The sequence below is a fragment of the Sporolactobacillus shoreicorticis genome (assembly GCF_024125445.1).
In the GTDB taxonomy this organism is placed as follows: Bacteria; Bacillota; Bacilli; order Bacillales; family Sporolactobacillaceae; genus Sporolactobacillus; species Sporolactobacillus shoreicorticis.
On the sequence record NZ_JAMXWM010000001.1, the window covers coordinates 204,000 to 228,379 of the forward strand.

The following is a 24,380-nucleotide window of genomic DNA, read 5'->3' on the forward strand; positions in this document are numbered from 1 at the left end:
GATATAATCAATTACGGATACGGGGAAGAATGGCACCATAAAATTCTCAACCGAAGGATTTTCACCACTTGTTGTGACGCTTTAGGCTTTTATCCTTAAAATAATGCTAAGCTGTTAACAAATGAAACCGCGCGTACACTGGTTACGGATAACCGTAACGGAAGGTGCGTGCGACTTTTGGGATAGACCAGACAGAAAACAATAAAAAACTATATCATCGTCGGAAGTACCACGAGGCATCCATGTCAGCACAATCACTCTTGGCATCAATGGCAACGATTATAGCTTAATTCATCGATTGGCTAATGAAATAATGAATAAGTTAAATCTTTTGTCATTCTTTTTAAAGGGTTTTTTAGTTATTTGATTGGGCATGAATACAATGTGTAACTGAGCGTTTACGCCTGCATGGCTGAGTGCATCTCCGAGACGGCTTCAGAGAAATAATTGAATGGTCTGACTCAATTATTCCTCAGTAGTTGTTTCTCCGAAAGACAGCCTGACGAGTGCCGTGCTTCTTCGCTGACCGGCCAAGGACAGCAGAAGTCCGAAGGCCGGCGCGCTGCATGCGCTCCCGGTGGCAATGATCAAGCCACGCCGATTGGCGGCAAGCATAATTTGCTGCCCCTCAATCCCGGAAATGCGTATAGCGAAAATATGCGGCAGCTGGTGCTGAGCGGATCCTTCTATTATGAACGAAATGTCTTTGTTTCGAATGCCTGCAATAAACTGCTCACGTATGCTTATACATGGCTGAGGCTCTTCTTTGCCCATTGAACGGCTTCCTTGGGCTGCCATAGCAAAAGCGGCAATAGCTGGGAGATGAACTAATCCCGGACAAATGCCGTATTTTGTCGGTACATCGGACAGCTGCAGCGGGGGAGCGATATGAGGATTCACGGAGCAAATGTCGACACCCTTGGGTCCGAAAATTTTATTAGTTGAAGCCGAAAAGGTGTTAATATGTTTGGCTTCCGCATCAATTATCAGCTTTCCAAGGGATTGTACGGCGTCGCAGTTGAGGGCAATATTCTTGCCATACAGCAAGTCGCCGCTCATTTTTATATTATTCTGCAATGTTCCCGAAGCTCGGGATTTTAATCCCGATGTAGTTCACTTCATCCTTTCAGAAACAAGTCAGGTGCTTGACGAACGGAGATATCTCCGTTTACTATAAGCGAAGTGCTCTCCGATTAATGCTAGCTTAATGAAAAAAGCGGAACAATACAAGTGAAATTCTGCCGAGCGCCGGTGTTTCATGAATCGAGGGACAAAGATCATGTCAAATAAAAAAACAAACCGTAAGCTCGTTACGGTTGCCATGCTCGTCGCCATTCTTATCGTGGCGATTGATGTGACGATTGTCAGTACCGCCATGCCGAAAGTGGTTCGCGACTTGCATGGGTTAAGTTTAATCAGCTGGGTGTTTGCAATCTATACGTTGACGACGTCGGTGACCACGCCGATCTATGGCAAGCTTGCCGATCTGTTCGGCCGAAAGAAAGTCTTCATCATTGGTGTTATATTGTTTATTGGCGGATCTGTTTTATCCGGACTGTCGCAAACGATGATGCAATTAATTATTTTTCGTGCGATTCAGGGAATTGGTGCGGGAGCGGTGATGCCGATCACTTTCACAATTATCGGTGATCTTTATCCAGGCGAGGAGCGGGCGAAAATGCAGGGTCTGTTCAGCTCGGTCTGGGGTATTGCCGGTCTGCTTGGTCCGCTCGTTGGCGGTTTTTTTGTCGACCAAATCAGCTGGCGCTGGATTTTTTTCATTAATTTGCCTATTGGCTTCGTGTCGCTGCTTTTGATTACTTTTTGCTTTCACGAATCGTTTGACAAGAATACAAGCCATTCAATTGATTATTTTGGAGCGGCTGCGTTTACGCTCGGCCTCTCGTCGCTTCTGTATGTGCTGCTTAACGCGGGGCAAAGCTTTGCGTGGAATTCGGCTCCAGTATATGCGCTCTTTGCCGCTTTTGTCATCTTCATGGCTTTATTTAGTTATTTGGAAACAAAAGTGGACGAGCCGATGCTTCCGCCATCTTTATTTCGAATTCCTGTAATTCTTGTTTCCAATCTTGTGACTCTGTTGGCAAGCAGTGTCGTCATTGCGGTCAATGTCTATCTGCCGATGTGGATTCAGACAATTCTTGGTAAAAGCGCAACAAGCTCAGGACTGACGCTGATGCCAATGTCGCTCGCCTGGCCCCTCGGAGCAGCCCTTGCCGGACGCTATATGTATCAGGTCGGATCAAAGCGAACCGCTGTGATCGGTACGATTCTCGTCACACTTGGCGGTATTTGGCTCGCGGCCTTGTCACTTGGGTCGCCATACTGGTATTTCGTCGGGATCATGATTGTCATCGGCTTCGGCATGGGCTATGCGATGACGCCGACAACGGTACTTGTGCAATCTGCGGTCGGATGGAGCATGCGCGGGGCGGCGACCGCATCAAATATGCTGATGAGGTCTGTTGGGCAAACCGTCGGCATTGCGGTCTTTGGAACAATCTTTAACAACGCGCTTTCAGATGAAAAAATATCGTCAGGCGGAAGCACCGCTGTTCACTTGGCTCATGGCATTCATCTCGTCTTTATATGTGTCTTTTTTATAGGCATTGCCACGCTGATCGCGTCTCTGCTGCTTCCCTCACATCAAAAAGTGGTTGCTCAACAGAAACGTGTAGTGAATTAATCCTCTAAAAAGAGGAATAAAAAATAAATCATTATTCATAGTTTACATATATGATTAATTGTAATAATATAAGATTAAGTTCTTTCAATAGTGTACTTATCAAGAGAGGTGGAGGGATTGGCCCGATGAAACCTCAGCAACCGGCCGACAGGAACGGTGCTAACTCCAAAAGCAGCAATGCTTGAAGATAAGTCGAGGTCAATGCATCATGGATCCCTTGTTTCCTCTTCTTATCGAAGTGAAACAGGGGATTTTGATTTTGTATCGGGCGATCAGAATGGAATCAGCAACGATGCGAGTGGACCGATCCTCTTGCTGATGATTAAGTCTTTTTTTAGGAGATGACCCTTTATGGCCCATAGTATTCAACGCAAATCGAATGAGTATCGCGAACAATTAATTGATCAGCTCATTTCACATCGTATTTACAAAAAGAATGGAAAGCATTTGTTTCAGCTAACCTTGGAGGAACTGGAACAAGAATATGAGCGAGTGCTGTCTACGCAGATGAGATGCTCATGAATAGATCCGCCGGTTTTAAACGATTTAAAAGAGATTTAGCTGACTGGAAAAAATGGAAGGAACAGTCTCATCCAGAGTAGAATCCTGACAGCCGGTCCAAACTTTAGCAATGCTTTTATTGCTGTTTATGCACCGTTTCCTCGGTGCATCACTTGTGGACCGATCTTTATTTGCAAAAGCAACTTGAACCTTTGATTTCCGCGAAGATTTATATCATCATTTTTTGATGGACGAATTATCGAATCCACAGATCGTGTTCGAAACGTCGATCCAGCATTTGGTTGCGCAGCTTTTCGATGCGAACTCGATCCTGATAACGTTCCTGAGGTGTTCTTTGTTTTCTGCGCCGAATGGTGAACGTAAAAGCGAATAAACTGAATGTCATAAGATGACCTCCCTTTGTCATTACAAGACCTGAAACGGATCGCGTTTTATTGCATCCTCCCAAGTCGGTACACTCAGTGTATTGGAATTGTAAAAGGGATGTTGTTCCGAATTTGCGAAGTTTGCAGATGTAAACGATTTGCGAACTCAATGAGTCATAAAAGGGGAAGAAACTGTTGTTTGCGGAGAAGGAATCGTGGAACGACAGGTTTACCTCTCTTAAAGTCCGGCGTAGTTTGAAACATTGCTGTTTGTTTTACGGAGAAATAAGTGAGTTGCTAAATGCCTAGTAAGATGCTATGATTACTTAAAATTATTTCTGTGATATTCATCACTCATGCATCGCTGTTTTTTCTATTGTGAAAAAAGGGAGGTGGTTCAGTAGTTTAAATTGGTTAATGGAGTCATTCATCAGCATTTTATGGTGAAAAAAATGATCTCAGGTCTGTTCTCCAAAGGAACAAGCAGGATAGAAATGGAAAGACAGTCATGATTTTTAGCGAACGGATGGTAGCACTATGAAGCAAAAAATAGGTATTTTTACAGCCATTATTCTTTTTTCACTGCTTTTTGCAAAATTTACGTCGGCACATGCTTATGTGATTAAGTCGGATCCCGCTCAGAACCAGCAGGCGAGCGCTGATCTCAAAACCGTATCCATTCAATTCAGTGAAGGCATCCAGCCCAATTTTTTCTCTTTGCAGCTTGTTGATGAAACCGGCTCCCGTATTGACACGAATCAGGCACGTATTGATAAAAAGAATCCTGCTGTGCTTGAAAATAATGTGAAGGGGAAGCTTTCCACCGGCTATTATCGAATCAAGTGGAAGGCAATTTCTGCTGACGGTCATGCCGTTCACGGGACGATCGCTTTTAAGGTCGGACAGCCGGTAAATGATCGGGCTGATGCTCAGAATGATAAAAACGGCAGCACTGCTCCGGGTGTGGATCAACTGATAATTCGATGGTTGCTTTATGTCGGTTTGTCGGTTTACTTCGGACCGCTTGTCTTTGTGCGATTTCTTTATCCTGTTTATCGTCCGCTTCTTTATAAACGAAAATCCGTCAAAGCAGTGTTATGGATTTCAGCAGGGATTCTGCTTCTCGGTGCTCTGCTTTCGCTGCCGCTTCAGGTAACGATTAACGCCGGCGTTAATTGGCTGCATGCATTTAACGGAGACAGCCTGTATGGGACGCTGTTTACAACCTCATTTGGCGTGCTCTGGTTTTTCGCGGTTGCCGCATTGCTTGCGAGTATTGCAGCGCTCTATTGGCTGATGCGCACGCGCGCTGAGAAGACAGCAACCCGGCTTGTCCTGGTGCAGCTTTTTCTGCTGTTGTTCTTTTCTTTAGTTAAGGCATTTCTCGGACATACAGCTGCGGTTCAGGATCAAGGAATCCGCATCATGGCTGTTATTGCGGATTTTCTGCATTTGGCTACTGCTGCAATCTGGCTTGGTTCATTATTTAGCATTTTGGTTTTCCTCCCGGGAGCAGTTAAAGCTGCGAATGAGTCTCAGGAACGGCAGAAGGCGATTTACTGGCAGACCATTCGCCGTTTTTCAGTGGTTGCATTCATTCTTGTAGGACTGATTCTTTTAACGGGATTGCTCAGCAGCATGATCCATCTGTCGACGTTTCGCGCACTTTTTACATCGACATACGGACAGATCATTATCCTTAAAGCAGTTCTGTTTGCGGCGATGCTGCTGTTTGCCCTGTTCTCCAATCTGCACACGAAACGACAAGGTGAATTCCTGAAGAAAAGTGTCATCGGAGAACTCATCCTCGGTATTGTGGTTTTACTGGCAGCGGCAGTTTTAACTAATGTGTCCCCGCCTGTTCCTGAAGCTGCCGCGCCCAAGGCAGCGAAGCAGGACAGCACATTTGAGGGATTCAGCCCCAAATTTAATCATGGAAAACCGACAAAGAACGAAAAAGGTCCTGCCGTGCTGGAAGATCCGAAAAAAACATTACATGCGACAGCGAGCGGGTATACATTTTCTCTGCGCCTCGATCCACTGAAGCGCGGACCCAATACGTTGTATCTGGATATCCTTAATAAACAGAGAAAACGTGCGCGTGATTTGCAGCAAGTTGTGTTAAACATTCGCTGTATCGATATGGATATGGGTGAGTCGAAAATACAATTTCCCGTTGATAAACTGGGTAAGGGTTTTGTTATTAAAGATGCGTTCGATATGAACCATCGCTATCTGATCAAAGTTCATGCGCTGGACAAGAATTATCAGTCAATTGATAAAGATTTTCTTGTCAGCATCAAATAATTCTGCAGAATAAGGAGTTTTATCATGAAGATGTTCAGTAAGGCAGGTTTCGCTGCACTGATCGCAGTGTTTCTTCTATTTGCCCTTCAACTCAATGCGTCGGCACATGTAACCGTTAAGCCGTTGCAGGCTGTCGCCGGCACCAGTGAGACTTATACAGTCACTGTACCTACTGAAAAAGAGATTCCGACAACAAAAATCGTTTTGCAGATTCCAACTCATGTCACGTTTTACAGCTACCAACCGGTACCCGGCTGGACAGCAAAAGCAGTCAAAAATTCGAAGGAACGTGTACAGACGGTGACATGGACAGCGACCGGCGCAGGTATTGCCCCCGGTGCTTTTCAACAGTTTGAATTCCGAGCGCTCAATCCTGAAAAAACTGGCAGTATCACGTGGAATGCTTATCAGACGTACAAGGACGGCAGTATCGTAGAATGGACGGGCAAAGAAGATGCTGAAACCCCTCATGCAATCACAAAGGTCGTCAAGAGTACGGCGGAGACAGATACGAAGAAATCCAAGCCCAATGCCAATCAGACACTTTCGGTTATTACACTCGTATCTTCACTGGCTGCACTCGTTTTCTCCGTGCTAGCACTAATCGTTGCTCTGAATAGAAAGAGAGAGAATAGAGAGACACCTGATCACAAGTAACCCCATTTAAAATCAGAAATAAAAGCTATGGTCTGACAGAGGTATCTATCCAAGGTCAGACCATGGTTTGTTTGTATTTAGATCTATATTCGTCAGATTTTCTAAACTCGGTTGTTGAATTTTTTTAAGAAATTCGCGTTTTTTTCTCGAATGTGATTAAAAGGACGGTATTTAAAAAAAGGTGGGAGGTTTGGTAAATCAAATGCATCGATGTCTGCCTGCGCCAAGCAGCATTGGTACAGGTTCTTTATTGGATCCGTGTAGAAAAACCGGGCAAAAAGCGCCCGGTCCTTACTTCCGCAGGATGCGGTGGTTTTCGCGTTGCCCTGTATAAAATAAGCGGAAATTTTCCGGTTATTTGCATCATGGTGTTTGTTTTGCGGGTACATAAGGGTAATTTTTCCGCTTATGCAAAGCAAAAACCTCCATTTTCACGTTTTTAAATTTGATAAGCGGAATTTCTCCGTCTATTTAAGTAATTTTTTCATTCATTTTCTAATTAAGCGAAATTTTTCCGTTTATTTCTCAGATTGGGCGTTTAACTTGCTCACCCAACCTGATATGTTGATCAGTGCGGATTGGGTTGATCGCCGTATCAGCAAGGCAAAACGATAATCTCTTCCTTTTATCTGTAAAAAAGCGATCAATGCCTCTTTTCAGAGAGGATTGATCGCTCAGAATCATGATTCGATTTATGGACATCATTTTGTCAGGCCGTAAAATTAAGGATATCGAGAATTTCTTCCTTTATTTCAATAAATTCTTTACTATCCCGATTCCGTGGACGCGGCAAATCAACCGCAACGATCTTTTTCAGAATCGCCGGTCGCGGAGTCATTGTAAAAACGCGATCCGCTAAGTAAACCGCTTCTTCCACATCATGTGTGACCATGACCATCGTAATGTTCGTGCTTTCTTTAATTTTGAGAAGTTCATCATGCATTTTCATCCGTGTAAAGGCATCAAGCGCTCCGAAAGGCTCGTCAAACAGCAGCACCTTCGGGTAATTGATCAATGCCCGTGCCAGTGCCACGCGTTGCTGCATGCCGCCGGATAATTCATAGCGGCTTACTTTTCTTTTTTCCGCCATGTTTCTTGCTCCCCTCTGATTATAAAATACAAAATAATTCCATGATCAGACCTGAAACCGTTGCTGATCTGTGAATACGTTGCAGCAGTGTTCTAAGCTTTCGTTAAAATAACTAAACATCTCAAATTACTTGGTATTTGGTACAAAAAAAATAGATGATCAATAAACTGCTGAGACTTTTCAAATAAATTTATTTGATCAATAGATCGTATACATCATCCAAAGTAATGTCATGATTAACAATATTAATATGCGCTTGTGCAAAACCTCTTTTCTTGACTAATGAATGAAACCGGGTACGCAATATTGCGGCCGCAATAAATCGCGTCTAAGAAGATATCGGCAAAGCGCGGAAGATTTCAGCGATACGTCGCGTGAAACCTGTACCCGACTGATCACAAACGAGTTCATTGCCGCCCATTAACGTCTTAATGATTAGCAGCGGATGAACAGGTTACTTTGTTGATGGTAAATTTAAACCATTCGATTATCCTTGTCAACCCCTCGAAAAAAATAAAATGGAATGGAAACATCATCGCAGAAAAAATCAACTTAGCAAAAGGCAATAACTATATTTTTATAATATTAAGCTTAAGTGCGTCAAACAAAAGTAAGGACTGCTTTGTGAATGGTCGGATAAATGCACTTCCGATTCAGAGAAATGATCATAAGGGCATGCATGCCCACATCGGGAAAATGTCGTGCAATCATTGATGTAACAAACCTTGCGGATGAGTAGCAATTTTAAGTTTAAGTGACGAAGTTTAAGTTCTTGCATAAGCATTGACATAATTTATTAAATACATTATATTACCTAGTAAACACATACGAATATTTTAACGGTGACGCATGCAACCTAATGGTCACCTAAATGTTCCGTTTAAATTAAATAGTAAACTTCTTATCAAGAGTGGCGGAGGGACTGGCCCAATGAAACCCGACAACCAGCACGCAGTGTATGGTGTTAATTCCAGCAGTTTAGACTGAGAGATAAGAGAACCGGTGCACCATGTTTTCTTATCTATTCTCAAATAAGAAAGCATTTTTTTATTGCCTTTTTTTGATTAGCGGTGCGTGAATGACAGGCCGGATGGAACCTGAAGACTCAGAGTATAGCTTGCGGGAGGGTGATCATTAATGAGCAGAGTAAATGTCAATTATTTTCAATTCATCCAATCATTTATGTGGGAGCCAATTGATCTGCCTTGGGCATGTGAAACGTTCAGTGACGTGACCGTATCCGTGACGTCCGCCAGGCATGCATTTAAATGCAGCCGGTTATCAACAATCAAGCATAGGAATTTTGAGGAGGATAAGCATTGTGAAACTAGATTCATTGATTGTGAAAGGAATTGATGCGAAAGATAATCCCAATCACGCAGTGGTTCCGCCCATTTTCTTGGCAACAACCTATGTTCAGGATAATCTGCATGGTTTTCAGTCCTTTGCGTATGCGCGAGGCGGGAATCCGACACGGAATAATCTCGAAACCTTGTTTTCCAAAATTGAACAGGCGGACTATTCCTATGCGTTTGCTTCGGGAATGGCGGCCGTTTCCGCTGTTTTCAGTTTATTTAAGTCCGGTGATAAAATTCTGCTGAACAACAACGTGTACGGCGGAACCTATCGTTATGCCAGCAACCTTTTTGCGGAGAGAGGCATCGCTTATGAATTGGTGCACGATTTTAATGAACTGAAGGCGGACGATCTGGATGATGATGTGGCGGCACTTTATATTGAGACACCGTCAAATCCGCTGCTGCGCGTTGCTGATATTCAGCGGCTTGCAGCGATCGCGCGCGAGAAGGGCAAACTGCTGATCGTTGATAATACATTTTTAACTGCCTATTATCAAAATCCACTTGCGTTAGGCGCCGATCTTGTTCTTTATTCCGCAACAAAATATCTGAGTGGGCACGCGGATGTCATTGCCGGTCTCGTGGCAACGAATCAAGATAAGATCGCACAAAAACTTAAATTTCTGCAGAATACGCTTGGAGGAATCTTGAGTCCGACTGATTCCTATGCATTGATTCGAGGAATCAAGACATTGAGTGTTCGCCTAGATCGTCAAGAAGAGAATACAAATAAGATCATTGAATTTTTTAGCAGTCATCCCGGCATTGATCAACTGTATTATCCCGGATCGTACTCGCAGGAGGAAAAGGAAATTCAGCGGCGTCAGGCATCGGGACATGGCTCGGTCATCTCCGTTCGTCTCGCATCAGATTATGATCAGGATCGGTTTGTAGCGGCACTTTCGTTGTTTGATCTGGCCGTCAGTCTTGGCGGGGTTGAAAGCCTGATTTGCCAGCCGGCAACGATGACGCATGAATCGTTTGATGAAAAGCTTCAGGAAAAAATCGGTATCACAAAAGGATTGCTTCGTTTGGCGATTGGTATTGAGAATGCCGATGATCTGCTGGAAGATTTGGCGCGCGCACTGGAAAAAGCGAAAAGATAGTTTGGAGTGGAAAGCAGCATGGAGATTCGCAGGATGGTTTCTGAAGATTACGAGGGCGCTTATGATCTATGGACACGAGTGCCGGGAATGAATCTGAATTCCTTAGACAATAGTTATGAGGGAATTGATCGTATTATTCGCAAGAATCCGGAGACCTGTTTGGTCGCCGTCACTAACGAGAGGATCATCGGAACAATACTCGGAGGAACCGATGGACGCAAAGGTTTTCTTTACCATACGGCAGTTGATCCTGTGCATCAGGGAAAAGGAATCGGCACCCAGTTAATTGATCGTGTTTGTTCCATTTTTAAAAGAGAAAAGATCACGAAGATCGGTTTGCACGTCGTGCTTGATAATGAGGAAGGAAAACAATTCTGGAGAAAAAAGGGCTGGAATTTCAGACCCGACATTGTGTATCTCGATCGTGATTTGTGAGGGAGGCGAACATGGGGAAACGGTATGACTATCAAGCGATAAAACAATGGGTGAAAAGGATTTACGATGCATACGGTTTTTCGGAAAATGACAGTGCGATTATTGCGCGGTCGATCACGGCGACCGATCTTTATGGCATTGAATCGCATGGTGTGCAGCGACTCGCCATGTATGATCGGAAAATTAATGCCGGTGACATCAAGGTCGATGCGGTTCCGGAGGTTATTTGTGAAACGCCGGTAAGCGCGGTACTTGACGGACATAAGGGAATGGGGCAGCTCGTAGCGGGAAAAGCGATGCGGCTTGCGATTGAAAAAGCGGAACAGAGCGGCGTCGGTATTGTCTCAGTTCGCCATTCGAATCATTACGGAATGGCCGGTTATTATGCCAAAATGGCGAGCGACAAAGGAATGGTGGGAATTTCCGCAACCAATTCCAATCCTTTTTTGATTCCGACTTATGCGACGCAGCCGTTTCTCGGCAGTAATCCACTTGCTTTTTCAATGCCGGCACAGCCGCACAGTTTTCTTTTTGATGCGGCAACAACAGTCGTATCGCTCGGGAAAATTGAGGTGTATGCCAAACGGGGAAAGACGGTTCCCGGAGCGTGGGCAGTTGATGAAAGCAATGAGATCAGCAAAGATGCAAAAAAATTACGCAAGAATTTGTCAGCTGCCCCTAAAATAGGAGGGATGCTTCCTGTAGGAGGAAAGGGAGAAAAAAATGGCGGATATAAAGGTTTCGGTAACGCTTTAATTGTAGAGATCTTAACGTCAATCCTGTCTCAAGGTCATCTTTCTGCCGATCTTGGCAGCGGCACAGTCAAGGGAATCAGTCACTTTTTTACTGCAATTGATCTGCACTTGTTTGGTGATCCCGGCGAAATTTCAGAATCATTATCTGTGATGCTTGAACGAATTCGCAACCTTCCAGCCGAAACTGGTGAAAAGATTTACATACATGGCGACAAAGAAGCCGCCGCGTTTGAAGATCGCTTGAAAAACGGGATTCTAATCGATTCTGAAACAGTGAAAGAAATGGCAGAAATCTCAGAACAATTGCATATACCCTATCAGATGTATCTTTAATTTAATTTGCGCACGTGAAATTTTGAATGAGAAATGGGGATTTGGGATGACGAAGGAATCGGGGAAACGATTTGATACGCTGAAAATACATGCAGGGTATGATCCGGAACAACATAACTACGCATCGCAAGTACCGATCTATCAGACGGTTGCTTTTGGTTTTGGTGACCCGGAGCGTGCAGAACGGCTGGTCAACCTTAAAGAAAAAGGCTTCAGCTATACGAGAGTCGGCAATCCGACGACTGCCGTGCTTGAACAGAGAATCGCTGATTTGGATGGCGCCTCAGAGGCGGTGGCGGTCGGCTCCGGCATGGCTGCTGTTTCCTATACATTACTTAATTTGGCTGAGGGCGGCGGCAGAATCATTTCCGCTTCTAATATATATGGCTCCAGCTTTGATGAATTTCGAACGCTGTTTCCTAAATTTGGGATTGTTTTTGATTTCATCGATGATATTAATGACCTTGAGCGTGTTGCAGCCGTGATCAAAGAGGATACGAAAGCAATTTTTGCGGAAAGCGTCACGAATCCGGATACAACGGTGACGGACGTAGAGGCACTGGCAGAATTGGCCCATCAACATGGTGTTCCACTGGTTATTGACAATACGTTTCCGACACCGTATCTATTTAACCCGATCCGCCATGGTGCGGACATTGTCGTCTATTCATCGACAAAAGGAATCAGCGGACATGGGGAAGCCGTTTCAGGATTAATTGTTGACGCGGGAAAATTTGATTATGGAAATGGCAAGTTTAAGCAGTTTGAGGAAAAAGAGCTCGTCTTGGAAAATGAAGAGGCGCGTGAGAAGCGGAGTTTTATTGAGACTTTTGGTTCGAACGCATTTGCAGCACGGGTCAGAGTTAAGTACCTTCGCTTGCTTGGTGCCGTACTGAGTCCGTTTGAAGCTTATTTAGTTCTCTTAGGTATTGAAACCTTGTCCGAACGCTTAGAAAAGCAGGTGAGCAGTGCAAAGAAAATTGCCCGATATTTGGCAGACAATCCTCATGTAAAAGCGGTACACTATTCTGGATTGGAAGAGCATCCGCAGCATGAATTAGTCAGCCGATACTTTCCTCATGGAGTTGGCGCAATCTTTGCATTTGAAATTGAAGGAACTGAAGTACGGGCAAAGAAAATTCTGAGCTCTGTAAAAATTTTCAGCTATTTGCCGAATGTGGGTGATGCGCGTTCGTTGATCGTAAACCCAAGCCGAACCACGCATCGCGAGATTCCTTCATTAAACCGTGAAAAAACCGGACTGAGCAATACACTGATTCGCCTTTCGATTGGATTAGAGGATACGGATGACTTGATCGGTGATCTGGATCAGGCGATCGACAAAGCATTTGAATAAAAATGAGGTGAGAAAATGGATTTAGGAAAAATCGTCAGAGGCGGCCCGAGTCAATATTTGTGTACTGAGGATGCGATCAGCCGACTCGATGAACTGGCTTCATCTTTCTCGTCTGTTCATATTGTTACAGGTGAAAAATCTTTTGCGGCCTTTCAAAAAATATATAAAAAAGAAGTTAAGTGGCCGGTTCATCGTTATGATGGAACATCAAGTCATGAGGATATGGATCGACTGACGCGCGAAATTGACCAGGCAGATTTAATTATCGGGATCGGAGGCGGACGTGTATTAGATACCGCCAAAGGTGTCAATCACCGGCTGCGCGCACAGTATATCTGCATTCCAACGGTTCTGGGCACCTGTTCTGCGTATACGCCGCTCGCCATCATCTATAATCAGCAACACGAGCATATCGGCCGCGATCATTTTCAAGAATCCGCTTATGCGGTGCTGGTCGATTTGTCTCTACTGATTGACTCACCGAAAGATTACTACATTGCCGGTATCGGGGATACGTTAGCAAAATGGTATGAGGCGGAAGCGATACCAAAAGATGCGAATCAGCAGATCGATCCATTTGTAACACTCGGACTCCATGCGGCACTGCAAACGAAAAAATTGCTTCTTCAGTATTCAGAGGATGCAGTGGCCAGTCTGGAGCATCATCGGATCACTCCCGCCTTTCGTATTGTCTCTGATGTGATTGTCGGTCTTTCCGGAACAGTCGGCAGTTTTGCCCGCGATTATGGGCGCGCTTCCGGAGCTCACGCCGTGCATAATGCAATGAGCAAGATTCCGGAGACGGGCTGTTATCAACATGGAATAAAGGTCGCGTATGGTATACTCGTGCTGCTCGTCACGCTGGGTCAGGATGCTGAAGTGCGAAAGCTGCTTCCTTTTTACAAACGAGTCGGGCTAAGTTACTCGCTGAGTCAATTCAGACTTCAGGATTCGGTTCAGGCTAAAGAAATTTTGGCTAGAGAGTGTCAAACGGAGCTCGGCTTTCGCTTTGTCTTTAAAACCTTTGATGAGGCGTTTATTTTGAATGCTTTAAATCGGGTGGAAACATTGGCAAATGAAAGTGACCGTGAAGAGCAGCAGCCGAAAAATTTGATGGCAAGGCAGATGAACAGCAAGTATGAGCACACGTGACAATGACGAAACAGCTTTTCAATCCATTTTCAAAGTGCTGCACCAGCACCCGGAACTGTCGCTGCATGAATATGAGACAACGACAAAAATCAGAAACTGGCTGCAGGAGCAATCCATTACGTTGCGGGAGACCGGCCTGCCAACCGGCGTTTTCGCTGAGATTTCAGGTGATCCGGAAGGACCAGTAGTCGGACTTCGCGCGGATATTGACGCATTACCGATTCATGAACAAACCGATTTGCCCTATAAATCGCAAAATGAAGGCGTCATGCATGCCTGCGGTCATGACTTTCATACGACCGCACTCCTTTGGACTGCTGAATTGTTGAAAAAAGATCAGGCGAAACTCTCAGGCAGCGTTCGGTTAATTTTTCAGCCCGCTGAAGAAGCCGGTCATGGGGGGCTGAAGGTGATTAAAGACGGTCAACTCAAAGGACTGGACGCGGTCATTGGCATCCACAACAAACCGGATTTGCCGGTAGGGACGATTGGTATTAAAGCCGGACCTTTAATGGCGGCTTGCGATAAATTCAAGATCACATTTCAGGGAATCGGCGGACACGCGGCGATTCCCGAACGGACTCGTGATCCCATTATTGCCGCCTCATCATTCGTTCAAACAGCGCAAACGATCGTCAGCCGTAATGTTTCGCCGAAGCATGAAGCGGTTATAAGCATTACCAGTATTCATGGCGGTGATGTATGGAATGTGCTGCCCGGGGAAGTCGAATTGCTCGGCACAGTACGCACTTTTTATGATCAGGATCGGGATTTGATCATTGATCGCTTTACCGCAATCGCCGAGGGGCTTCAGAGAGCTCACAACGTACAGATTGCTGTGGAGTGGGGCCAAGGAACACCATCCGTGTTTAATGATGAGAAAATAGCGCAGATTGTTCGCGAAGCAAATGAAAACGAAGCGCAGGTAGTGACACCGGAAGTATCGGTAGCCGGAGATGATTTTTCCTGCTTCCAACGCGAAGTACCGGGAGTGTTCGCGTTCGTAGGATCGAACGGGCCGGAGGATTGGCATCATCCCGCATTCCAAGTAGATCCTAAAGGAATTCGCATCGCTGCGGAATTCTATTATCGATCCGCAGTTGCCGTTTTGAAGGCATTAAAGAGTAGAAACAAATAGTGAGTACAGGAATGAACAATTGACCATACAGTGTTCGCGTCTATTGAATCATGCTTATCCGGAGAGGCGGAGGGGCCGGTCCCGCGAAGCCTCAGCAATCAGCCGATGTGGTACGTTAAAGGCAGCATAAAGAAAAGCTTGATTTCTCTTCTTATCGAGGTGAAGAGAGATCGGGCTTTTTTATTCTTTATAAGGAGATGTGCCATTATGACGGTGCACTGAGAAGTGGAAACCAGATGTGAACAATTAATTGAACAACTGATCGCGCACCCGAGTATATAAGCAAAACAGGGCAAAAAGCACCCGGTCCTTACTTCCGCAGGATGCGGTGGTTTTCGCATTGCGTACAGGACGTATGCGTTTTTAGCAAAAATTCCTTTCTATGCGAAAGCTCCTTTACTCCAAATGCGGCTTTGAATCATCAACCTTGTCTTAAACAGACATTTCTATTTCATAAATTATTTTGGTTCTTCATTAAATAGCGAACAAAATAAGCGGAGATTTTCCGCCTATATGAGTCATGGCACTTGTTTCGCGGATAAATAAGGGTAATTTTTCCGCTTATGCAAAGAAAATCCCTCCATTTTTACATTTTTTGGTTCGATAAGTGGAATTTCTCCGTCTATTTAAGCGATTTTTTCGTTCCTTTTCTAATTAAACGGAATTTTTCCGTTTATTTCTCAGATTGAGCGCTTACCTGATCCGCCCAACTGAATCTTATGTTGATCGTCGCACTAGCAAGGCAAAACGCTAAAGCCCCTTTACTCTAAATGCGGTTTTTAATCATCGACCTTGTTCTTGTGAGACACTGAAGCTGCCTACTTGCCGCGGGTGATCCGGAAGCTTCCTCGAGCAGACCAGTGCCTGAGGATTCTCCCTGTTTCGCTGATCCCGCAGGCGTCTCGCGCTTACGCGTCTGGAATGAACTTAGTGTTGAAATGCCGCTAATTGTAGGGCCGTCACGGCATAATGCTATACTTTCTTATCTTGCAAAAAAGACGGAAAGCATCTATTCGAATGATCGCTGTCCGAACTGGAATATGAGTATAAGAAAGTACAAACACGTTTTTCATCCCGCCATAGATGCAAACGAACGTGATTTCCACGATTCGAGGACAAACGGTTCTGCGATGCATTTTATTTAAGATTGATAACTGCCGCATATCCCATGTGATCTTTTACATTTTTTGATGCAGTATTTTTTTTACAGTTTCTCCGTATTTTCCGCGCAGTGCGAGCACAAAAAGAACGATGCCAAGCGGCAGGAGTGCCGCATACTGAATGACATGAAGCAGAAGCCCTGCTGACAGTGCATCGCTTTGCCGAATGCCCAGTCCGGCGAGACCGATGATTACGCCGTATTCAAAAAGGCCGACGGCACCGGGCGAAGCAGGAATAAAACCAATCAAGTTCGTTGTGGCGAACACAGCGAGCGACAGACGAAGGGAGTGGCCCCAGCCGAAGCCGAATGCGGCCAGTCCTGCCCAAGTGGCCAGAAATAGCAGAACATAGGAGAGCAACACCCAAAGCACCATATTCAGCATGCTGATGGTCAAGTATTGCCGCATATAGCTGCGCAGCCGCGGCACGCAGCAGCTTGCAACGAGAAAAACAATGCTCAGGACAATGCAGGCAAAGAAAAGAATCCAAAGAATTCGAACAATCGTCGGATCTTTAAATCCGGAAAAAGGGACGGCGAGCAGCGAAACCAGAATAATCGCAATCGAATCGGCAATCGCCGGAATCATCACCAGTTTCGCTCGCCGCATCGGACTATAGTCGCCCGGGAAAAATGCGAAGCGTAATCCGTCCCCGATATGAAGCGGTAGAATCATGTTCGCCGCATGCCCGATCCCGACGATTTGCAGTGCGGTCAGACGGTTAATTTTTGGATCAATGCCCAGCGTATATCCGAGCCCGCGAATATAATTCGAATAGATGGTGACTGCAATGGAGATAAAAACGAGCCATCCATTGATGTTCGCATGGATTAGAGGGCTCAGGTCAAGACTGCCGAGTGTTTTGAACGAATAATAGAGGACAAGAATGGTGATGATGATCCCGAATATCAGTTTGAGTTTTGTTTTGTTGGACATACCATACACCCTGGAAAAGTATTTGGACGGTTCAAGTAATGATCAGGCAATCGGACGATCTTCAGTCGTGTTGGCTTCTTTAGCTGTCCGGATAAGCAGCTCAGCGATCACACGCGCCGAATCGGGCGTTCTGAAGCGATACTGATTTTGGGCAATTTCCTTCAGCCTTTCGCCGTCGTTTGCAACGAGTTCAGCGACCATCTTCGGCAGATCCTTCAAGCTCCTGCAATAGAGCCCTAATTTGTGGCGAACGACGAACTGAGGATTCTTTGCCTCCTGTCCGCGCAACGCGCCGGTCACGATGACCGGTTTGCAAAGGTTCACGGCCTCCATTAATACATTCGGACTTGCACGCATGATCAGCAGGTCCGCTTCCATCATCAGTTTCTTGACTTCCGATGTGAATCCATAGATGACTGCTCGATTCCCAATATAGGCGGACAGAGCAGTCTCCATCTTTTTCTTCAAATCCGCGTTACGGCCGGCAATAAGAGTCAGATGGACGCGCTGATCGTGAAGCAAAGTTTGTGCAATTTTCAATACTTGAGCCGATCCCTGACTTCCGCTCATCAGCAGAATCGAAATCGGCTCCCTGTTTGCAAGACGGTGCGGTTCGGGGAAATGCACCGTGCAGAATGCATCGCGTACCGGAAAGCCGGTCATTGCCAATTGCTCGGCTGCCATCCCTGATTTTAGCATCCGCATCCGCGCTTCCTCAGAAGGACAGACTACACAGGCCGCCCGCTTATCTGCCCAAAGGCCGGTGATATTGTCTAAATCGGCGACCAATGAGACAACCGGAATATCCTGATGTGACCGATTTAAGACACGAATGACCGAACCGACAAAAAGATTATGCACCGATACGACCAGGTCGGGCTGAAACGCACGAATTTTTGTTAAGAGCGATTTGCGAATACTTCGCGCAATGAATGCGTTGACCAGTCCTTTAAACGGATTGCTCAATTGATAGACGAGCCCCCACAGGAATGGAAATTTAACCGCGAACGAATCGTAGCCGCGGCTTGAGAAACGAAGCAATCCGTTGCCAAGTGCAAATCCGTCAATAACCATGAACTGAATATCCGGCGCAAGAAGCGTCAGCTGCTCGCTTAAAGCCTCGGTAATACTTCTATGTCCGCAGCCTGTATGCTCCGAAGAAATGAACAGGATTCTCGTCACAGAAAAAATTCTCCTTTATACGTCTTTATGGACTACTTCCAAATCTTTAATCCGATTTTCTCTGATGTTCGCCCGCTTATTAGCTAAAATGTTTAAAATTCTGGGACGGTTGTAGCGCTGGATCATGATGTAGGGAAGATTACACGCAACAGCAATGACAACCGTAAGTAATGAGACACCTGTATGATTCCATTGCATAAAAAGAATCGAGCTGACAATAATGCACCAGTGAACAAGTTCGGCACGGCAGGTCTCCAGCGCAAAGCGGTAGAGATAATCCGCACTGGGCTGCCCCATTTGTTTTTTGGAAAAAAGGAAGGAGAAGAAGTCGCTGAGTTCGGGCAGAAGGCTCTTCCATTTTTTCACACCGAACCAATACTGATAGAAATAGCCTTCTCTTTCCCATCCTCTTGTTCTGAACAACCAACTGTCAAGATGGAATATGGAGTTCGGAAGCTTGATCGAAATCAGCGTATTAACGACCGAGATGATAATGAAAGTAAATAAACTATTAAGTAACCGCACACTGTTCATCTCACTTTTCTTAGGCAGGGATACCTCCATACAGAATCTATGCGAAAAAAACGGCTTGATGAAAGCAGTAAATCATCAAAGCCTTACTTATTTTAACTATAGATTAAAAGATCGAGAGAATCAATACAACCGTTTCAGGTGTATCTTGGAATAATAGGTTATGACTGCTCGGGAAATACATGCAGAATAGTCTCCAATCCTGCGATGAATGAATCGATAAAGGTTAAATCTGTTTCCAGCTCAAAGCGCAGAACAGCACCATCTGCAATCGGGTACTGTACGTAACCTTCGGCGCAAACATTTTTTCGACGCGACAAGAAACGAAAGGTGAGTGAAAAATACGGATCAGTCGGCTCAAAAAAAATCTTCTCTGTTTTCAGCGCAGAGAACGCTCGCAGTTCATTGATCCAGTTCCTAAGTGAATGTCCTTCCAAAATGATTTCATCAATTTCGGCCTTGAAGCCCGGGAGCATCAGTAATAAATAATTTTTGTGCCAATCCCGATCATAGGGGTCGTTGGCATTCGGGTAGGCATAACCGTAGGAACAAATGCTTAAGACAGTTCTTCCATCCTGTGAACGGAGCTGAGCGCATGGAAATTTTGAGAAATAGGTCATGTTTATCGGATGCACCCTCAATGAATTCAATATAATATAGAAGAAAAATCATTTTGAACGAGCAATTGTGCTGAGCTCAGTGCAGATTCGGAGGCGGCGCTGTTCGATAAAACGATAAAAGTTAAAATCGATCCGGCACTCGATTCGCGCTTAATGTCCGAACTTTCACACCAAAGGGATAAAACGTTCCTTGTTCACTAAACTAAATTCAATCCATGTAATGCTCCGTGAAGGGTCAGCCGGGTAATCAATGTGGCAATTTCCTCTGTTGGTTCATTTGCTCCGCGCTTCAGCCACTCGAGAACGATCCCGAAATGGGCTGAGATCAGGTATGCGGATATATAGGGCATTGGATAGGCCACCTTTCCGTTAAACTGACTTTTCAGTATGGTATTAAGATGAGTCTGTGCTGCTTCTGTTAACCGATCACGAAATGAAGGGGTACCGCCAATTTCCAATAGACCAAGGATCAGCATCCGATGCTCTTTATAGTGGACCAAAACCTCCTCCAGTCCAGGCAAGGCTGTGCCATGATCGTATAATGTGAGCATATCGACGTTTATGATTGTTTGCATCATGGATTCCGCTTTATGCAGCCAGTGATCCTCACAATGCTTCAGTAACGTGTATTTATCAACATAGTGCTGGTAAAAGGTAGCCCTGTTGATATCGGCACGATCGGCAATGTCCCTGACCGTCAGCCGATTAAATCCCTTCTCATTCAGCAATTGAATAAAAACGTCAATAATCTGTTTCTCTGTTTTCAGATATCGACGATCTTTTTTCACGGATCATTCCTCCATTTATTGGCACATTTCCCATATCTGTTGCATAAGCGACAGACTGCCTGAAATTGCGGATAGAAAATCTTTTCTTCCTCAGTATACTTAAGTTGTGCTTAGATAATCAACACCGTGTTGTTGATTATCTACCTGAGAAATTGACGGGGAGGATTCGTTATGAACGATACAATGAGAAAGAGTTTAGGATTTATCGCGGCAACGCTTGCATTTGTCATGGCAATACTGGATACAACAATTGTTAATATTGTTTTGCCGGATATGATGAAGGACTTAAATACGTCGGTTTCCAATAGTTCATGGATTCTTAATGCCTATAATATGGCTTTTGCCGTTCTGTTGCTCAGTGCCGCCCGATTTGCCGATCAGTTTGGAAGAAGGCGTGTGTTTTTGCTTGGCATCATGGTTTTTACCGTTTCTTCGCTGCTGTGCGGCATTGCATCCAATATTCATTGGCTGATCAGTTTCCGGATTGTTCAGGGAATGGGAGCGGCGATACTGGTTCCCGTCTCCATTCCAATACTTTTGTCCCTATTCGATAAAGCTCGGCAACCCATTGTGATCGCGGTCTGGGGCGCCTGTTCGGCACTGGCTTCAGCATGCGGCCCCGTCCTTGGCGGCCTGCTCACCAATTATGGATCATGGCATGATGTTTTCTTTGTGAACATTCCGCTCGGTGCTCTGGCCTTTGTACTGACGGCTTGGTTTGTTCCGGAATCCTTTGATTCATCAGCAAGCCGGCGAATTGACTGGACAGGCATGCTCTTTCTTTCGGGAGCAGTCGCTTCACTTACTTTTTATCTGATTAAAGGCAATGATTATGGATGGACCAATCCGGGGATGCTGATTTTACTCTTGGCCTTTGCGCTTGCGCTGCTGATCTTTCTTGGTGTTGAATGGAAAACGCAGACACCAATGCTGCCGATTTATCTATTCAGAAATCGGATTTTTCAATCCAGCAGCTATGTTATTCTGTTGATTGGTATTTTGATTAATGCGATTATGTTCCTCTGTTCGCTTTATCTGACACGGCTTCGCGGGTTGTCCGTACTGCATGCTGGCTATGTGCTAGGTGCATTTTCGATTGGATCAATGCTGATGTCGCTGATTTGCAGTCGGTTCATAAAGAAAATTCCGCCAGCCATTTTGCTTGCCGCAGCGAGCTGCATGATTGGCCTATCCACATGGCTTATGAGTCAGTTCAACGCAGGAACGGCTTATCGGGATATTGTCTTTGTTTTAATTTTGAGTGGCTGCGGATTCGGCATCAATCTGCCGGTCATTATGAATCTAATTGTCAGCGCAGTGCCTGGAAGCAGCATTGGCATGGCTTCCGGCATTGGGAATATGGCACGCACCTTAGGTAGTATTGTCGGTGTTGCACTGATTGTCGCTGTTCTTACTGGAAGTCTGCAAGGATCATTGCATCAAGTAAAGTACGAGGCGCTAAAAAGAATCAGCCGTGATACGATACTTCTTCCATCTGTCCAAAATACCGTGAGGATAAAGATCAAAGCGATTAAAACGAACACGTTTACTGGTGGCGCGCTATCTTCAAATCGCAAAAAGATCAATCAATCGTTTGCTTTGCTGCGTACCAAGGAACTGGATAAGGTCAATAAAAAAATTGATCGCCAAGCTGAAGTTAAATGGGTGAAAATTGCCGAAGCGTTTAAATTGCAGCAACAACAACTGCAGCGCCGGCCGAATTCTCAAGAACGTACCCTGCTGCTCGCACAGCTCGATAAGGAGAGACAGAGAGCGGCGGAAAAAATGGCGCAGCAGAAGAAATCTGCCAAAAAACAGGCACTGCGCTCTGTTAACAAACTGCTGGATCAACAGCAAAATGAATTATTCCGCCTGACCGATTGGCTTCAGACGAGAACAAAGAAAGCTGTCGCACATGTATTTGCCGTTGCTTTCCGTACAATTACGGGCATTGCATTTATCGTTCTGCTTTTCTGTCCCTTTTTAACGCGTAAACAACACGATTGAGACGATCATGTTGTGATCCCTTCCCGATTTTTGCAGCAGCGCACAAATAATAGCTCTACAAATCAAAAAAAGTTTTGCCTCTTTCCTTGTTTCATAGTATTTTTAACAGTAAACAATCATTCAGGCAACTGCGGGGAAGGTGATGTGTCGATGTGGGGGTACGTGATTAAATTTATCATTGGCGGGACGATTTTTGTACTTATGTCTTATTTCAGTAAATCGAAAATTTTATTTTTATCCGGGGTCATCACTTTTATTCCGCTCATGACGCTGATCAATATGGGCATGCAAATCAAATACATGAATGTTGAGGAGTTCAGAACTACAGAATTTAATGGACTATTTGGCGCATTTGGCGCGGTCGTTCTGATTTTTTCTGTGTTTTTGCTGACGAACTGGATGAAACCGGTGAACGCTGTTATTCTGTCAGTGGGAATCTATGTTATTTATATGGCGTCATGCAAGTATTTTTTATAATCTCCGATGAGTGACAGGCGGGCTGGGGCAGCGACTTGTGCAATCCTGCGGGATCCGGCAGGATTGCAAAGCAGTGTTGCATTCATGATAGATCAATGCCATCTTCAAAGAATTCATACAAGATCAGTCTGTATGAATTGATTAAGTTTATCCTTGAGCGAGAAACGTTCTGAGAAAAAGTTGGGGGTGAGTACCGTGGCCATAACCTATCGTGACCATAAACTGTATCATGACGCACAGTGGTAGGCGTACATCAAAGACTTGCCGCTGCTTCAAAAGGACATCGAACAGTCATTATCGGTTCGGTCCGCATGGGATGCAGGCGAGCTTGTGGGGTCTGATCGGTGTCGTTGGTGACGGATTAACGATCATCTATACTCAAGATTTACTTGTGTTGAAGACGCATCAAAATCAAGGTATTGCAACGGAATTAATTCAATATGTTTTGAACCAGTACAAAGAAGTTCGTCAAAAAGTACTGTTGACTGAGGAAGAGCCAAAAGTCAGACATTTTTACGAAAAGAATCATTTTGTCTCATGTGATCAAGGACAGTCTGTTGCTTTTGCCCAATTAAGCTAGCAGTATTTCGATGAAAGGTTGACCTGGGAGATCGCGGCGGTTTAAGGCTCCCGTGTTCTCAGGAATTAATCAACGATCATGGTAAACTACTGCTTCTCATGTGCTGATTTTTGCCACTAATTTTTCATTGATAAAGTGTACATTTTCATTGTCCGCCAGCGTATAAACGATACCGTTATATTGAGCAGACGCCCAGTGATCAAACGCAGCACGGCATTCTTCATGATTATAATGGGGACAAAGGCTGCCCTGCAACAGCCCTAGGCCCTTAAATACCTCATACTTTCCCTGGTCATTGTCACTGTAGCAGGTTTCAAACCAGCACATGGCTCCTGCACTGATCCCTGCTAAAATAACACCGGCTTGATAAGCCTTCTTTAGTACCGTGTCAAATTCTGTCTGTCGCCAAGTATGAAGCATGTATTGTGTATTACCGCCGCCTACGTACACGATATCCAAAGCATTGACAATGTCTTGGATGTTTGGTGATGTAAAATCTTTAATACTCAGATGAGTTGGTCGTTCCGCTTTAAAGGCTTTGTAGAATTTATCGATATAACCTTGTGCATCATCACTTGCTGTCCCAATAAATGCTATTTTTAAAGATTCTTTCTTTCGAGGAATTTTCAGTAAATAATCATCAATAAAGGCCCTTTTTTCTTCTGAAAAACCGCCACCGGAGATTGCGAGAATCGTTCGTTTCATCTTGTATTACTCCTCGTATAGTTATATTTAAGCCTATGAAACAGACTTTTTGAGAACAGTTTTTTCTGCAGGATGATTATGTTCGCCATGTACACTCGGAGCTTGCTTCTTGCCA

22 protein-coding genes and 2 riboswitches are annotated in these 24,380 nt (G+C 44.8%); of the genes, 13 read left to right on the forward strand and 9 right to left on the reverse strand.

Annotated elements, in window-relative coordinates; all coding sequences use genetic code 11:
* Positions 1-465 precede the first annotated feature (465 nt).
* Positions 466-1,077 (reverse strand): aminotransferase class V-fold PLP-dependent enzyme, encoded by a 612-nt coding sequence (locus tag NIE88_RS00940; protein ID WP_290446238.1) that lies wholly within the window; start codon positions 1,075-1,077, stop codon positions 466-468.
* 202 nt (positions 1,078-1,279) lie between these two features.
* On the opposite strand from NIE88_RS00940, the gene NIE88_RS00945 reads away from it, so the two are divergent.
* Together NIE88_RS00945 and NIE88_RS00950 are read left to right on the forward strand one after the other, a co-directional pair.
* Positions 1,280-2,704, forward strand: a complete 1,425-nt coding sequence (locus NIE88_RS00945; protein WP_253057822.1) for an MDR family MFS transporter — start codon at positions 1,280-1,282, stop codon at positions 2,702-2,704.
* Between the two features lie 93 nt (positions 2,705-2,797).
* A riboswitch (SAM riboswitch) is annotated at positions 2,798-2,898 on the forward strand.
* A gap of 157 nt (positions 2,899-3,055) precedes the next feature.
* A complete protein-coding gene (locus tag NIE88_RS00950; RefSeq protein ID WP_253057823.1) occupies positions 3,056-3,226 on the forward strand; it encodes a Fur-regulated basic protein FbpA in 171 nt (56 codons plus the stop codon).
* Positions 3,227-3,461: 235 nt separating this feature from the next.
* Here NIE88_RS00950 and NIE88_RS00955 read toward each other — a convergent pair whose 3' ends face one another.
* Complete coding sequence (locus NIE88_RS00955; protein ID WP_253057824.1) at positions 3,462-3,611, reverse strand: YrzI family small protein; 150 nt, start codon at positions 3,609-3,611, stop codon at positions 3,462-3,464.
* Between the two features lie 517 nt (positions 3,612-4,128).
* Here NIE88_RS00955 and NIE88_RS00960 point away from each other — a divergent pair.
* Positions 4,129-5,898 carry a copper resistance CopC/CopD family protein gene (locus NIE88_RS00960; RefSeq protein ID WP_253057825.1) on the forward strand — a complete coding sequence of 590 codons (1,770 nt, stop codon included), beginning with the start codon at positions 4,129-4,131 and terminating at the stop codon, positions 5,896-5,898.
* Positions 5,899-5,922: 24 nt separating this feature from the next.
* Complete coding sequence (locus NIE88_RS00965; protein WP_253057826.1) at positions 5,923-6,555, forward strand: YcnI family copper-binding membrane protein; 633 nt, start codon at positions 5,923-5,925, stop codon at positions 6,553-6,555.
* Positions 6,556-7,264: 709 nt separating this feature from the next.
* Here NIE88_RS00965 and NIE88_RS00970 read toward each other — a convergent pair.
* Positions 7,265-7,645, reverse strand: a complete 381-nt coding sequence (locus NIE88_RS00970; protein ID WP_253057827.1) for an ABC transporter ATP-binding protein — start codon at positions 7,643-7,645, stop codon at positions 7,265-7,267.
* Positions 7,646-8,543: 898 nt separating this feature from the next.
* Positions 8,544-8,642: riboswitch (SAM riboswitch) on the forward strand.
* A 324-nt stretch (positions 8,643-8,966) separates the two neighbouring features.
* Here NIE88_RS00970 and NIE88_RS00975 point away from each other — a divergent pair.
* The 6 genes from NIE88_RS00975 to NIE88_RS01000 are packed head-to-tail and all read left to right on the forward strand — an operon-like array spanning position 8,967 to position 15,279.
* Complete coding sequence (locus tag NIE88_RS00975; RefSeq protein ID WP_253057828.1) at positions 8,967-10,109, forward strand: trans-sulfuration enzyme family protein; 1,143 nt, start codon at positions 8,967-8,969, stop codon at positions 10,107-10,109.
* Between the two features lie 18 nt (positions 10,110-10,127).
* A complete protein-coding gene (locus NIE88_RS00980) occupies positions 10,128-10,544 on the forward strand; it encodes a GNAT family N-acetyltransferase (RefSeq protein WP_253057829.1) in 417 nt (138 codons plus the stop codon).
* A gap of 11 nt (positions 10,545-10,555) precedes the next feature.
* Entirely contained in the window at positions 10,556-11,632 is a 1,077-nt protein-coding gene (locus tag NIE88_RS00985) for an Ldh family oxidoreductase (RefSeq protein ID WP_253057830.1), read from the forward strand.
* Positions 11,633-11,678: 46 nt separating this feature from the next.
* Positions 11,679-12,989, forward strand: a complete 1,311-nt coding sequence (locus NIE88_RS00990; RefSeq protein ID WP_253057831.1) for an O-acetylhomoserine aminocarboxypropyltransferase/cysteine synthase family protein — start codon at positions 11,679-11,681, stop codon at positions 12,987-12,989.
* A gap of 15 nt (positions 12,990-13,004) precedes the next feature.
* Positions 13,005-14,141, forward strand: coding sequence for an iron-containing alcohol dehydrogenase family protein (locus tag NIE88_RS00995; RefSeq protein ID WP_253057832.1), 1,137 nt, complete (start codon positions 13,005-13,007; stop codon positions 14,139-14,141).
* Positions 14,128-15,279 carry an amidohydrolase gene (locus NIE88_RS01000; RefSeq protein WP_253057833.1) on the forward strand — a complete coding sequence of 384 codons (1,152 nt, stop codon included), beginning with the start codon at positions 14,128-14,130 and terminating at the stop codon, positions 15,277-15,279. The genes NIE88_RS00995 and NIE88_RS01000 overlap by 14 nt, the downstream gene beginning before the upstream one ends.
* Positions 15,280-16,457: 1,178 nt before the next feature.
* Here the strand turns inward: NIE88_RS01000 and NIE88_RS01005 are convergent.
* The 5 genes from NIE88_RS01005 to NIE88_RS01025 form a co-directional block, all read right to left on the reverse strand.
* Entirely contained in the window at positions 16,458-17,375 is a 918-nt protein-coding gene (locus NIE88_RS01005; protein WP_253057834.1) for a lysylphosphatidylglycerol synthase transmembrane domain-containing protein, read from the reverse strand.
* A 42-nt stretch (positions 17,376-17,417) separates the two neighbouring features.
* Positions 17,418-18,557: an MGDG synthase family glycosyltransferase gene (locus NIE88_RS01010; RefSeq protein ID WP_253057835.1), complete on the reverse strand. Its 1,140-nt coding sequence runs from the start codon at positions 18,555-18,557 to the stop codon at positions 17,418-17,420.
* A 15-nt stretch (positions 18,558-18,572) separates the two neighbouring features.
* The gene (locus tag NIE88_RS01015; RefSeq protein WP_253057836.1) at positions 18,573-19,091 is read right to left on the reverse strand and encodes a glycosyl-4,4'-diaponeurosporenoate acyltransferase CrtO family protein; all 519 of its coding nucleotides are present in this window, start codon (positions 19,089-19,091) and stop codon (positions 18,573-18,575) included.
* Between the two features lie 158 nt (positions 19,092-19,249).
* Positions 19,250-19,708, reverse strand: coding sequence for a WapI family immunity protein (locus NIE88_RS01020; protein ID WP_253057837.1), 459 nt, complete (start codon positions 19,706-19,708; stop codon positions 19,250-19,252).
* A gap of 197 nt (positions 19,709-19,905) precedes the next feature.
* Positions 19,906-20,496: a TetR/AcrR family transcriptional regulator gene (locus NIE88_RS01025; protein ID WP_253057838.1), complete on the reverse strand. Its 591-nt coding sequence runs from the start codon at positions 20,494-20,496 to the stop codon at positions 19,906-19,908.
* 171 nt (positions 20,497-20,667) lie between these two features.
* Here NIE88_RS01025 and NIE88_RS01030 point away from each other — a divergent pair, with 171 nt between their 5' ends.
* The 3 genes from NIE88_RS01030 (at position 20,668) to NIE88_RS01040 (ending at position 23,560) form a co-directional block, all read left to right on the forward strand.
* On the forward strand, positions 20,668-22,503 hold the full coding sequence (locus tag NIE88_RS01030; protein ID WP_253057839.1) for an MFS transporter: 1,836 nt from the start codon (positions 20,668-20,670) through the stop codon (positions 22,501-22,503).
* Positions 22,504-22,653: 150 nt separating this feature from the next.
* Positions 22,654-22,980: a GlpM family protein gene (locus NIE88_RS01035; RefSeq protein WP_253057840.1), complete on the forward strand. Its 327-nt coding sequence runs from the start codon at positions 22,654-22,656 to the stop codon at positions 22,978-22,980.
* Positions 22,981-23,308: 328 nt separating this feature from the next.
* Positions 23,309-23,560, forward strand: coding sequence for a GNAT family N-acetyltransferase (locus tag NIE88_RS01040; RefSeq protein WP_253057841.1), 252 nt, complete (start codon positions 23,309-23,311; stop codon positions 23,558-23,560).
* A gap of 96 nt (positions 23,561-23,656) precedes the next feature.
* Here NIE88_RS01040 and NIE88_RS01045 read toward each other — a convergent pair whose 3' ends face one another.
* Entirely contained in the window at positions 23,657-24,265 is a 609-nt protein-coding gene (locus NIE88_RS01045) for a Type 1 glutamine amidotransferase-like domain-containing protein (protein WP_253057842.1), read from the reverse strand.
* Positions 24,266-24,380 lie beyond the last annotated feature (115 nt).